At 63.5% G+C, this 12,441-nt stretch carries 9 protein-coding genes; all 9 read left to right on the plus strand.

All coding sequences use genetic code 11. The annotated features are described in order from the left end of the window. The first annotated feature begins 70 nt into the window (after window positions 1–70). The 9 genes from nuoG to MOP87_RS12935 all read left to right on the plus strand — a co-directional run bounded on the left by nuoG (window position 71) and on the right by MOP87_RS12935 (window position 12,371). Entirely contained in the window at window positions 71–2,785 is a 2,715-nt protein-coding gene (gene nuoG, locus MOP87_RS12895) for an NADH-quinone oxidoreductase subunit NuoG (RefSeq protein ID WP_242809608.1), read from the plus strand. Then, window positions 2,782–3,789 (plus strand): NADH-quinone oxidoreductase subunit NuoH, encoded by a 1,008-nt coding sequence (gene nuoH, locus MOP87_RS12900; RefSeq protein WP_027916254.1) that lies wholly within the window; start codon window positions 2,782–2,784, stop codon window positions 3,787–3,789. Before nuoG ends, nuoH begins: the two co-directional genes overlap by 4 nt. An 11-nt stretch (window positions 3,790–3,800) precedes the next feature. Continuing rightward, a complete protein-coding gene (gene nuoI, locus MOP87_RS12905) occupies window positions 3,801–4,349 on the plus strand; it encodes an NADH-quinone oxidoreductase subunit NuoI (RefSeq protein ID WP_023534793.1) in 549 nt (182 codons plus the stop codon). Window positions 4,350–4,359: 10 nt separating this feature from the next. Then, window positions 4,360–4,860 (plus strand): NADH-quinone oxidoreductase subunit J, encoded by a 501-nt coding sequence (gene nuoJ, locus MOP87_RS12910; protein WP_023534783.1) that lies wholly within the window; start codon window positions 4,360–4,362, stop codon window positions 4,858–4,860. 3 nt (window positions 4,861–4,863) lie between these two features. Further along, complete coding sequence (gene nuoK / locus MOP87_RS12915; RefSeq protein ID WP_003251446.1) at window positions 4,864–5,172, plus strand: NADH-quinone oxidoreductase subunit NuoK; 309 nt, start codon at window positions 4,864–4,866, stop codon at window positions 5,170–5,172. Next, window positions 5,169–7,022 (plus strand): NADH-quinone oxidoreductase subunit L, encoded by a 1,854-nt coding sequence (gene nuoL / locus MOP87_RS12920; protein ID WP_027916255.1) that lies wholly within the window; start codon window positions 5,169–5,171, stop codon window positions 7,020–7,022. The genes nuoK and nuoL overlap by 4 nt, the downstream gene beginning before the upstream one ends. Before the next feature lie 49 nt (window positions 7,023–7,071). After that, the gene (gene nuoM / locus MOP87_RS12925; protein ID WP_023534786.1) at window positions 7,072–8,604 is read left to right on the plus strand and encodes an NADH-quinone oxidoreductase subunit M; all 1,533 of its coding nucleotides are present in this window, start codon (window positions 7,072–7,074) and stop codon (window positions 8,602–8,604) included. Between the two features lie 7 nt (window positions 8,605–8,611). Continuing rightward, complete coding sequence (nuoN, locus tag MOP87_RS12930; protein ID WP_023534778.1) at window positions 8,612–10,081, plus strand: NADH-quinone oxidoreductase subunit NuoN; 1,470 nt, start codon at window positions 8,612–8,614, stop codon at window positions 10,079–10,081. 217 nt (window positions 10,082–10,298) lie between these two features. Further along, window positions 10,299–12,371 (plus strand): TonB-dependent receptor, encoded by a 2,073-nt coding sequence (locus MOP87_RS12935; protein ID WP_242809609.1) that lies wholly within the window; start codon window positions 10,299–10,301, stop codon window positions 12,369–12,371. Window positions 12,372–12,441: the final 70 nt, after the last annotated feature.

Consider the following 12,441-nt stretch of genomic DNA (forward strand, 5'->3'; position numbering starts at 1 on the left):
GGCGTGTCGCAGGCTTACCGATTTCCATTAGCCACGCCTGCTCACGCGGGCCAACGAAGAACTTTGAACAATGGCCACTATCCACGTAGACGGCAAAGCGCTCGAAGTCAACGGTGCAGACAACCTGTTACAGGCCTGTCTGTCACTTGGCCTCGACATCCCTTATTTCTGCTGGCACCCGGCGCTTGGCAGCGTCGGTGCCTGCCGCCAATGTGCGGTCAAGCAGTACACCGACGAGAACGACACGCGCGGGCGTATCGTCATGTCCTGCATGACGCCTGCATCCGACGGTACCTGGATCTCCATCGACGATGACGAGTCCAAGGCGTTTCGCGCCAGCGTCGTCGAATGGCTGATGACCAACCACCCGCACGACTGCCCGGTGTGCGAGGAAGGCGGGCACTGCCACCTGCAAGACATGACAGTGATGACCGGCCACAACGAGCGCCGCTATCGCTTCACCAAGCGCACCCACCAGAACCAGGACCTCGGCCCGTTCATCGCCCATGAGATGAACCGCTGCATCGCCTGCTACCGCTGCGTGCGTTACTACAAGGACTACGCCGGTGGCACCGACCTGGGTGTCTATGGCGCCCATGACAACGTGTATTTCGGGCGCGTCGAAGACGGTGTGCTGGAAAGCGAGTTCTCGGGCAACCTGACCGAAGTCTGCCCAACCGGCGTGTTCACCGACAAAACCCACTCCGAGCGCTACAACCGCAAGTGGGACATGCAGTTTGCCCCGAGCATCTGCCACGGTTGCTCCAGTGGCTGCAACATCAGCCCAGGCGAGCGTTACGGTGAACTGCGCCGCATCGAGAACCGTTTCAACGGCTCGGTGAACCAGTACTTCCTGTGCGACCGAGGCCGCTTCGGCTATGGCTACGTCAACCGCACGGATCGTCCACGCCAGGCGCAACTGGCCGACGGCACCAAGTTGGGCCTGGACGCGGCCCTGGACAAAGCCGCCGACCTGCTGCGCGGCCGTACCATCGTCGGTATCGGTTCGCCACGCGCCAGCCTCGAAAGCAACTATGGCCTGCGCGAACTAGTCGGTGCCGAGTATTTCCACTGCGGGATGGAAGCCGGTGAGCTGACGCGCGTGCGTCTGGCGCTAGACGTGCTGAACAACAGCCCCCTGCCCGTTCCGACCCTGCGCGACATCGAAGACCATGATGCGGTATTCGTGCTCGGTGAAGACCTGACCCAGACCGCTGCCCGCGTCGCCCTGGCCGTGCGCCAGGCCACCAAGGGCAAGGCCGAGGCCATGGCCGAGGCGATGAAGGTTCAGCCGTGGCTCGACGCTGCCGTCAAGAACATCGGTCAGCATGCGCTGTACCCCCTGTTCATCGCCAGCCTGGCCGAGACCAAGCTCGACGACGTGGCCGAAGAATGCGTGCATGCAGCCCCGGCGGACCTGGCCCGTCTCGGTTTTGCCGTGGCCCATGCCATCGACGCAAGTGCGCCAGCCGTCGCCGGCCTGGACGACGAGGCCAAGGCGCTGGCCCAGCGCATCGCCGATGCCCTGATCGCGGCCAAGCGCCCGCTGGTCATTGCCGGCACCTCGCTGGCCGATGCTTCGCTGATCGAAGCAGCCGCCAACATCGCCAAGGCCCTGAAGCTGCGCGACAAACAAGGCTCCTTGAGCCTGGTGGTGCCTGAAGCCAACAGCCTTGGCCTGGCCATGCTGGGTGGCGAGTCGGTCGACGCTGCACTGGATGCGGTCATCGACGGCAAGGCCGACGCCATCGTGGTGCTGGAAAACGACCTCTACGCCCGCGTCCCTGCAGCCAAGGTGGATGCTGCCCTGGCAGCGGCCAAGGTGGTCATCGTTGCCGACCACTCCAGAACCCCGACGGTCGAGCGCGCTCACCTGATACTGCCCGCCGCCTCCTTCGCCGAAGGCGACGGCACCCTGGTCAGCCAGGAAGGCCGTGCCCAGCGCTTCTTCCAGGTGTTCGACCCGCAGTACCTGGACAGCAGCATCCAGGTCCACGAAGGCTGGCGCTGGATGCACGCCCTGCGTGCCACCCTGCTGGCCAAGCCCGTGGACTGGACCCAACTGGACCACGTTACCCACGCCTGCGCCCAGGCGGCCCCGCAACTGGCTGGCATCGTCGATGCCGCGCCAAGCGCCGCCTTCCGCATCAAGGGCCTGAAGCTTGCCCGTGAGCCGCTGCGCTACTCCGGGCGCACCGCCATGCGCGCCAACATCAGCGTGCACGAGCCGCGTACCCCGCAAGATCGCGATACCGCGTTCGCCTTCTCCATGGAAGGGTATTCGGGCTCGGCCGAGCCACGCCAGCAGGTCCCGTTCGCCTGGTCGCCAGGTTGGAACTCGCCCCAGGCCTGGAACAAGTTTCAGGACGAGGTGGGTGGTCACTTGCGTGCCGGCGACCCAGGCGTGCGGCTGATCGAATCCAAAGGTGATGGCCTGGCCTGGTTCACCACGGTACCTGGCGCCTTCAACCCGGCCCGCGGCACCTGGACAGCGGTACCGTTCTTCCACCTGTTCGGCAGCGAAGAAAGCTCCTCGCGTGCCGCGCCGGTGCAAACGCGCATCCCGGCTGCCTACGTGGCCCTGGCCAAGTCCGAAGCCGATCGCCTGGGCGTCAACGAAGGTGCCCTGCTGGACCTGAACGTCGCGGGTGTGGCGCTGCGCCTGCCGCTGCGTATCAATGAAGCGCTGGGCGCTGGCCTGGTCGCGCTGCCCAAGGGCTTGGCCGGCATCCCGCCTGCCGTGTTCGGGGCATCCGTCGAAGGCCTGCAGGAGGCAGCACAATGAGCTGGTTCACCCCCGAAGTGATCGACGTGATCCTCACCGTGCTAAGGGCCATCGTGGTCCTGCTGGCGGTGGTGGTCTGCGGCGCGCTGCTCAGCTTCATCGAGCGGCGCCTGCTGGGCTGGTGGCAGGACCGTTACGGTCCGAACCGCGTTGGCCCGTTCGGCATGTTCCAGATCGCTGCCGACATGTTGAAGATGTTCTTCAAGGAAGACTGGAACCCGCCCTTCGTCGACCGCGTGATCTTTACCCTGGCACCCGTCGTGGCCATGAGCGCCCTGCTGATTGCCTTCGTGGTCATTCCGATCACCCCGACCTGGGGCGTGGCCGACCTGAACATCGGCCTGCTGTTCTTCTTCGCCATGGCAGGTCTGTCGGTCTATGCCGTCCTGTTCGCCGGCTGGTCCTCGAACAACAAGTACGCCTTGCTGGGCAGCTTGCGGGCCTCGGCCCAGACCGTGTCGTACGAAGTGTTCCTGGGCCTGGCGCTGATGGGCGTGGTGGTACAGGTCGGTTCGTTCAACATGCGCGACATCGTCGAGTACCAGGCGCAGAACCTGTGGTTCATCATTCCGCAGTTCTTCGGCTTCTGCACCTTCTTCATCGCTGGCGTGGCCGTGACTCACCGTCACCCCTTCGACCAGCCGGAGGCGGAACAGGAACTGGCCGACGGCTACCACATCGAGTATGCCGGCATGAAATGGGGCATGTTCTTCGTCGGTGAGTACATCGGCATCATCCTCATCTCGGCGCTGCTGGTCACCCTGTTCTTCGGCGGCTGGCACGGCCCGTTCGGCATCCTGCCGCAACTGTCGTTCTTGTGGTTCGCCCTGAAGACCGCGTTCTTCATCATGCTGTTCATCCTGCTGCGCGCCTCCATTCCGCGCCCGCGCTATGACCAGGTGATGGACTTCAGCTGGAAGTTCTGCCTGCCGCTGACCCTGATCAATTTGCTGGTGACCGCTGCGATCGTGCTTTACAACACGCCAGCCGTCGCGGCCCAGTGAGGATTTGACCCATGTTCAAGTATATCGGCGACATCGTTAAGGGCACCGGCACCCAGCTGCGCAGCCTGGCCATGGTGTTCTCCCACGGGTTTCGCAAGCGCGACACCCTGCAGTACCCCGAAGAACCCGTGTACCTGCCGCCGCGCTACCGTGGCCGCATCGTCCTGACGCGCGACCCTGATGGCGAAGAGCGCTGCGTGGCCTGCAACCTGTGCGCGGTGGCCTGCCCGGTGGGCTGCATCTCGCTGCAGAAGGCAGAAACCGACGACGGCCGTTGGTACCCGGAGTTCTTCCGCATCAACTTCTCGCGCTGCATCTTCTGTGGCCTGTGCGAAGAAGCGTGCCCGACCACCGCAATCCAGCTGACTCCGGATTTCGAAATGGCCGAGTTCAAGCGTCAGGACCTGGTGTACGAGAAAGAAGATCTGCTGATCTCCGGCCCCGGCAAGAACCCTGACTACAACTTCTACCGTGTTGCGGGCATGGCGATCGCTGGCAAGCCGAAAGGCGCTGCGCAGAACGAAGCCGAGCCGATCAACGTGAAGAGCTTGCTCCCATAAGGACAGAAAGATGGAATTCGCTTTCTACTTCGCATCCGGGATCGCCGTGGTGTCCACCCTTCGGGTGGTGACCGGCACAAACCCCGTGCACGCCCTGCTCTACCTGATCATCTCGCTGATTTCCGTGGCGATGATCTTCTTTTCCCTGGGTGCGCCGTTCGCGGGCGCCCTGGAAGTGATCGCCTATGCCGGCGCCATCATGGTGCTGTTCGTCTTCGTGGTGATGATGCTCAACCTGGGGCCGGCTTCGGTCGCCCAGGAGCGCGGCTGGCTCAAGCCCGGCATCTGGGCAGGGCCGGTGATCCTTGGCGCCCTGTTGCTGGTGGAGCTGCTGTACGTGCTGTTCGTCGCACCCAGCGGCGCTGCCATCAGCGGTACCACCGTGGGCCCGAAAGCAGTGGGTGTGAGCCTGTTCGGCCCCTACCTGCTGGTGGTCGAACTGGCGTCGATGCTGCTGCTCGCGGCAGCGGTCACCGCCTTCCACCTGGGCCGCAATGAGGCGAAGGAGTAAATCATGGGTGCTATCCCTCTCGAACATGGCCTGGCCGTCGCCGGCATCCTGTTCTGCTTAGGTCTGGTTGGCCTGATGGTCCGCCGCAACATCCTCTTCGTGCTCATGAGCCTGGAAGTCATGATGAACGCCTCTGCCCTGGCGTTCGTCGTCGCCGGTGCCCGTTGGGTCCAACCCGATGGCCAGGTGATGTTCATTCTGGTGATCAGCCTGGCAGCAGCCGAGGCCAGCATTGGCCTGGCCATCCTGCTGCAGCTGTATCGCCGCTTCCACACTCTCGACATCGATGCTGCCAGTGAGATGCGCGGATGAACCTTCTCTTCCTGACTTTCGTCTTTCCCCTTGTGGGCTTTGTGCTGCTGTCGTTCTCGCGCGGGAGGTTCTCGGAGAACCTGTCCGCCTTGATCGGCGTCGGTTCGGTTGGCCTGTCGGCGGCCACGGCCGCCTACGTGATCTGGCAATTCAACGTCGCCCCGCCTGAAGGCGGTGCGTACAGCCAGCTGCTGTGGCAGTGGATGTCGGTGGATGGTTTTGCGCCGAACTTCACCCTGTACCTCGATGGCCTGTCGGTCACCATGCTGGGCGTAGTGACAGGTGTGGGTTTCCTGATCCACTTGTTCGCGTCCTGGTACATGCGTGGCGAGACCGGCTATTCACGGTTCTTCTCGTACACCAACCTGTTCATCGCCAGCATGCTGTTCCTGATCCTGGGCGACAACCTGCTGTTCATCTACTTCGGCTGGGAAGGCGTAGGCCTGTGTTCCTACCTGTTGATCGGTTTCTACTACAGCAACCGCAACAATGGTAACGCAGCGCTCAAGGCCTTCATCGTCACCCGTATCGGCGACGTGTTCATGGCCATCGGCCTGTTCATCCTGTTCGCCCAGCTGGGCACGCTGAACGTCCAGGAACTGCTGGTGCTGGCACCGCAGAAATTCCAGGCCGGCGATACCTGGATGGTGTTGGCAACGCTGATGCTGCTCGGCGGCGCCGTGGGCAAATCCGCGCAGCTACCGCTGCAGACCTGGTTGGCGGACGCCATGGCCGGCCCGACCCCGGTGTCGGCGCTGATCCACGCGGCGACGATGGTAACGGCCGGTGTCTACCTGATTGCCCGTACCAATGGCCTGTTCCTGCTGGCGCCGGACATCCTGCACCTGGTGGGCGTGGTGGGTGGCGTTACCCTGGTGCTGGCGGGCTTCGCTGCACTGGTGCAAACCGACATCAAGCGTATCCTGGCCTACTCGACCATGAGCCAGATCGGCTATATGTTCCTGGCACTGGGCGTCGGCGCCTGGGATGCGGCGATCTTCCACTTGATGACCCACGCCTTCTTCAAGGCGCTGCTGTTCCTGGCTTCGGGCGCCGTCATCGTGGCCTGCCACCACGAGCAGAACATCTTCAAGATGGGCGGGCTGTGGAAGAAACTGCCGCTGGCCTACGCCAGCTTCGTGGTCGGTGGCGCTGCCCTGGCGGCCTTGCCGATCGTGACCGTAGGCTTCTACTCCAAGGACGAGATCCTGTGGGAAGCCTTTGCCAGCGGCAACTCCGGCCTGCTGTACGCCGGCCTGCTCGGCGCCTTCATGACCTCGCTGTACACCTTCCGCCTGATCTTCATCGCCTTCCACGGCGAAGCGAAGACCGAAGCCCACGCCGGCCACGGCATCAGCCATTGGCTGCCACTGGGCGTGCTGATCGTGCTGTCGACCTTCGTCGGCGCATGGATCACACCGCCGTTGGCTGACGTGCTGCCTCAAAGCGCAGGCCATGCCGGCGGTGAGGCCAAGCATGCTCTGGAGATCACCTCGGGCGCCATCGCCATTGCCGGTATCCTGCTCGCCGCCTTGCTGTTCCTGGGCAAGCGCAGCTTCGTCAGCGCGGTGGCCAACAGTGGCATCGGCCGCGTGCTGTCGGCCTGGTGGTTCGCGGCCTGGGGCTTCGACTGGATCTACGACAAGCTGTTCGTCAAGCCCTACCTGCTGATCAGCCACCTGCTGCGCAAAGACCCGGTTGACCGCGGTATCGGCCTGATCCCTCGTCTGGCTCGCGGTGGCCACGTGGCCATGACCAAGACCGAGACGGGCCAGCTGCGCTGGTATACCGCCTCCATCGCCATTGGCGCAGTGCTGGTACTCGGCGCTGTGGTAGTGGCCGCGGTATGACCATGAACCTTGCGAACCTTGCGACCCTGCAAAAGGAAACCAACCCGTCATGATTTTGCCTTGGCTGATCCTGATCCCCTTCATCGGCGGCTTCCTGTGCTGGCTGGGCGAGCGCTTCGGCGCTACCCTGCCGCGCTGGATCGCGCTGCTGACCATGTCCCTGTTGCTCGGCATCGGCCTGTGGCTGTGGGCTAACGGCGACTACACCCTTGCCCCGGCTCCGGGCGCCGAGCCTGCATGGGCCCTGGAATACAAAGTCCAGTGGATCCAGCGCTTCGGCATCAGCATCCACCTGGCCCTCGACGGCCTGTCGCTGCTGATGATCCTGCTCACAGGCCTGCTGGGCGTGCTGTCGGTGCTGTGCTCCTGGAAAGAGATCCAGCGCCACGTCGGCTTCTTCCACCTGAACCTGATGTGGATCCTGGGTGGTGTGGTCGGTGTGTTCCTGGCGCTGGACCTGTTCCTGTTCTTCTTCTTCTGGGAAATGATGCTGGTGCCGATGTACTTCCTCATCGCGCTCTGGGGTCATAGCTCGGCGGACGGCAAGAAGACGCGCATCTACGCGGCGACCAAGTTCTTCATCTTCACCCAGGCCAGCGGCCTGATCATGCTGGTGGCGATCCTGGGCCTGGTACTGGTCAACTACACCAACACCGGTGTGATCACGTTCAACTACAGCGACCTGCTCAAGGCCGACCTGCCGGCCGGTACCGAATACCTGCTGATGCTGGGCTTCTTCATTGCCTTTGCCGTGAAGCTGCCGGTGGTGCCGTTCCACTCCTGGTTGCCCGACGCCCACGCCCAGGCGCCGACCGCAGGTTCCGTGGACCTGGCGGGTATCCTGCTCAAGACCGCTGCTTATGGCCTGCTGCGCTTCGCCCTGCCGCTGTTCCCCAATGCATCGGCAGAGTTCGCGCCCATCGCCATGACCCTGGGCCTGATCGGCATCTTCTACGGGGCCTTCCTGGCCTTCGCCCAGACCGACATCAAGCGCCTGATCGCCTTCTCCAGCGTCTCTCACATGGGCTTCGTGCTGATCGGCATCTATTCCGGTAGCCAGCAAGCACTGCAAGGTGCGGTCATCCAGATGCTGGCTCACGGTCTGTCGGCTGCCGCGCTGTTCATCCTGTCCGGTCAGTTGTACGAGCGCCTGCACACCCGCGACATGCGCCAGATGGGCGGGCTGTGGCACCGCATCGCCTACCTGCCTGCCATCAGCCTGTTCTTCGCTGCCGCCTCCCTGGGGCTGCCAGGCACCGGCAACTTCGTGGGTGAGTTCCTGATCCTGATCGGCAGCTTCGTGCACGTGCCTTGGATCACCGTCATCGCCACTACCGGCCTGGTATTCGGCTCGGTCTACTCGCTGATCATGATTCACCGCGCCTACTTCGGCCCGAGCAAATCGGACACCGTACTGGCCGGCATGGACACCCGCGAGCTGGTCATGGTGCTGGGCCTGGCGGTACTGCTGGTGCTGCTGGGCGTGTATCCACAGCCGTTCCTCGACACCTCTGCCGCCACCATGAGTGGTGTGCAGCAGTGGCTCGGTTCCGCTTTCACTCAACTCGCTTCGGCCCGGTAAGAGCGCTATGGAATTCACCACTCAACACTTCATCGCATTGGCGCCGATGCTGATCACCACCATCACCACGGTGGTGGTGATGCTGGCGATCGCCTGGAAGCGCAATCACTCGCAGACGTTCCTGCTGTCCACCGTGGGGCTGAACCTGGCCCTGCTTTCGATCCTGCCAGCATTGAAGGTCGCGCCACTGGCGGTCACGTCGCTGATCACCATCGACAAGTTCGCCTGCCTGTACATGGCAATCATGTTGGTCGCGACCCTGGCATGCGTAACGCTCGCCCATGCCTACCTGGGCGAAGGCGCCAAGGGTTTCCCGGGCAACCGCGAAGAGCTGTACCTGCTGCTGCTGATGTCGGCACTGGGCGGGCTGGTGCTGGTCAGCGCCAACCACCTGGCGGGCCTGTTCATTGGCCTGGAGTTGCTGTCGGTACCGGTCTACGGCCTGGTAGCGTATGCGTTCTTCAACAAGCGCTCGCTTGAAGCCGGCATCAAGTACATGGTGCTGTCGGCAGCAGGTTCTGCCTTCCTGCTGTTCGGCATGGCGCTGCTGTACGCCGACGCCGGCAGCTTGACCTTCGACCAGTTGGGCAAGGCATTGGCTGCCACCAGCATGCCGAGCCTGCTGGCTCAACTGGGTCTGGGCATGATGTTGGTCGGCCTGGCGTTCAAACTGTCGCTGGTACCGTTCCACCTGTGGACGCCCGATGTGTACGAAGGTGCTCCGGCCCCGGTCGCCGCGTTCCTCGCCACGGCCAGCAAGGTTGCGGTGTTCGCGGTGGTCATCCGCCTGTTCATGCTCTCCCCTGCCGCCAGCAGCGGTGTGCTGAGCACGGTGCTTGCCATCATCGCCGTGGCGTCGATCCTGGTCGGTAACCTGCTGGCGCTGACCCAGAGCAACCTCAAGCGCCTGCTGGGTTACTCGTCCATCGCCCACTTCGGCTACCTGCTGATCGCGCTGGTGGCCAGCAAGGGCCTGGCGCTGGAGGCCATGGGCGTCTACCTGGTCACCTACGTGCTCACAAGCCTTGGGGCATTCGGTGTCATCACCTTGATGTCCTCGCCCTACGGTGGCCGCGATGCTGACGCGCTGTACGAGTACCGCGGTCTGTTCTGGCGTCGCCCCTACCTGACCGCCGTGCTGACCGTGATGATGCTGTCGCTGGCCGGTATCCCGCTCACCGCTGGTTTCATCGGCAAGTTCTACATCATTGCCACCGGTGTCGAGTCGCAGCTGTGGTGGTTGGTGGGCGCGCTGGTCATCGGTAGTGCCATCGGTGTGTACTACTACCTGCGTGTGATGGTCACCCTGTACCTGGTCGAGCCTAACCTGCGCCGTCACGACGCACCGTTGAAGTGGGAACAGCGCACCGGTGGCGTCATGCTGCTGGCTGTCGCCCTGCTCGTCTTCGTACTGGGTGTGTACCCGCAGCCGCTGCTGGACCTGGTGCAGCATGCAGGTTTGTACCTGATCGGCTAACCCGCCTGGCAATCCCAGACACCCCGCTTACGCGGGGTGTTTTTGTTTGTGCCTGGCAAATGCTGGACTCGCCCTCAGGCCTATCGGTCGCCCGATCTGGCGTGTGGGTGGAAGCGTTGGGGCAGTGTCAGCATTTTTACCCTGCTGTGGGTGATCTGGGCGCGGGTTCGTACGTCATACCGCTGTTGCCTCACTGCTGGTCGTCTGGAGCCCTACGATGCGTCGCGTTTTGTTGCTGTCCCCCCGCCTTGGCCTGCTTGGCGCCATCATTGCGAGCCCGCCTGCCTGGTCAGCAAGCCCGATCGAACTTGGCCAGGTGCTGATCACCGACCAGGCGCAAGGGGACCTGGAGGCCGCAGCGCAGCGCCTGCGCAGTGCCCCAGGTGGCACCAACCTGGTGGACATGCAAAAGGTGGGTCAAGGCCGTGTGGCCAGCAACCAGGATGTCCTTGCCTACCAGCCGGGGGTGTTCGCCCAGTCGGCGGGCAACGACGGCATCAAGTTGTCGATTCGCGGCTCCGGCCTCAACCGGGCCCCAGGCGCGCACGGCTCAGGGGTCTACACGCAGTTCGACGGCCTGCCGCTGACCGGCCCCGGGGGCACGCCCTACGAGCTGTTCGAGCCGTTGTGGCTCAACCGCGCCGAAGTGCTGCGCGGTGCCAACGGGTTTGATCAGGGATCGCTGGCGTTGGGCGGTGCCATCAATTACGTCACCCACACCGGCTACGATGCAGCGCCCCTGCACGTGCGCTATGAAGTCGGCAGCCGTGGCTATCAGCGCCGCCACATCAGCTCCGGCCAGGTACTCGGTAACCTTGACTACTACGTTGCGCTGACCGATGCGCACTACGACGGCTACCAGCAGCACAGCAGCGGCAGCGCCAAGGGCATCGCGGCCAACGTCGGCTATCGCTTCAACCCCAACCTTGAAACACGGCTGTACCTGCGCTACCGGGAAACGGAGAACGACCTGGCCGGACGTTTGACCAAAGACCAGATCAAGCATCACCCTACCTCGGCGAACCCTGCCTACCTGGCACGTGATGACAGCCGTCCGCAGCCGGGCAGTACCTGGGTTGGCAGCAAGACCACGTTCTACCTCGACGATGATGCCCGCGTCGAAGCCGGCCTGGTCTACCACGATTACCCCATGGACCTGCGCGAGGGCCCGATGCGCCTGAAGGTGGCTTACACCGACGTCAGTGGCACGCTGAACTATCAGCGGCGCGACACGGTGTTTGGCCGTGAGAGCAAGACGACCGTGGGCTGGCGCACCACCAAGCACCTGCCCAACAGCGGCGCCTCACAATTTGCGCGCAACGGCCAGGTGATCGGCACTCGGACACGTGACTTCACCTATCAAGGCTCCGATACCGTGTTGCATCTGGGTAATGACCTGGAGCTCATACCGAACCTGTGGCTGACAACCGGGCTGGCCGCTATCTATACGCGACGCGAGAGCGACGTGACCTACCCCGCCGAAGGCGGCAAGGTGTCGATGCATGATTGGGATTATGCGCCGCGCATCGGACTGCGCTACGACGCACGCCCGGACCTGCAGGTGTACGGCAACCTCAGCCGCTCGGTGGAACCGCCCCACCCATGGTCGCTGATCTGGAGCTCGCCAAGCGTGGGCGGCAAGCAGATTCAACCGATCGAAATGCAGAACCAGACAGCCACCACGCTGGAAGTAGGTGCGCGCGGCGAGTCGGCATTCGGGCGGTGGGACCTTGCCTGGTACTACGCCCAAGTACGCCACGAACTGCTCGCGGTCGAGGTGGTGCCGAACTTCACCTCGGAATTCAATGCCAGCGCCACGGTGCACCAGGGCGTGGAGGCCGGGCTGGACAGCACGCTCTGGGAGCAGTCAGGCCTGGGTCGCATGAGCCTGCGTCAGGCCTACACCTTCAGTGACTTCCATTACCGCGACGACGAAAGATTCGGCGACAACCGCCTGCCGGGCATCCCCATGCACTACTATCAGGCCGAGTTGCGCTTCGACTGGCCCAGCGGCTTCTACGCCGGGATCAACACGCAGATGGCGTCCAAGGTGCAAGTGGACTATGCCAACAGCTACCATGTCGACGATTACGCCACCCTCGGCGCCCGTCTCGGTTGGGACTCGCCGCAGCGTGACTGGCAGACCTGGCTGGATCTACGCAACCTGACCAACAAGCGCTACGCAGCGACCGTAACCCCAGGCTTCAATGACGCAGGGCGGGACATTGCCCGCTCCACTCCGGGCGAAGGCGCTGCGGTCTATGCGGGAGTGTCCTACACATTCCGCTGACTGCCACGATCGGGCAGCCCTTGGCTGACAAACATTGCGCGGGCCGACTGGCCCGCACAATGTGGTGCCG

The sequence above is a fragment of the Pseudomonas sp. I3-I5 genome (assembly GCF_022699445.1).
Taxonomy (GTDB): Bacteria; Pseudomonadota; Gammaproteobacteria; order Pseudomonadales; family Pseudomonadaceae; genus Aquipseudomonas; species Aquipseudomonas fulva.

Bases quoted from the DNA above. Each gene is read 5' to 3' on its own strand.
- nuoG (WP_242809608.1), top strand. From the start codon at position 71: ATGGCCACTATCCACGTAGACGGCAAAGCGCTCGAAGTCAACGGTGCA.
- nuoH (WP_027916254.1), top strand. From the start codon at position 2,782: ATGAGCTGGTTCACCCCCGAAGTGATCGACGTGATCCTCACCGTGCTA.
- nuoI (WP_023534793.1), top strand. From the start codon at position 3,801: ATGTTCAAGTATATCGGCGACATCGTTAAGGGCACCGGCACCCAGCTG.
- nuoJ (WP_023534783.1), top strand. From the start codon at position 4,360: ATGGAATTCGCTTTCTACTTCGCATCCGGGATCGCCGTGGTGTCCACC.
- nuoK (WP_003251446.1), top strand. From the start codon at position 4,864: ATGGGTGCTATCCCTCTCGAACATGGCCTGGCCGTCGCCGGCATCCTG.
- nuoL (WP_027916255.1), top strand. From the start codon at position 5,169: ATGAACCTTCTCTTCCTGACTTTCGTCTTTCCCCTTGTGGGCTTTGTG.
- nuoM (WP_023534786.1), top strand. From the start codon at position 7,072: ATGATTTTGCCTTGGCTGATCCTGATCCCCTTCATCGGCGGCTTCCTG.
- nuoN (WP_023534778.1), top strand. From the start codon at position 8,612: ATGGAATTCACCACTCAACACTTCATCGCATTGGCGCCGATGCTGATC.
- MOP87_RS12935 (WP_242809609.1), top strand. From the start codon at position 10,299: ATGCGTCGCGTTTTGTTGCTGTCCCCCCGCCTTGGCCTGCTTGGCGCC.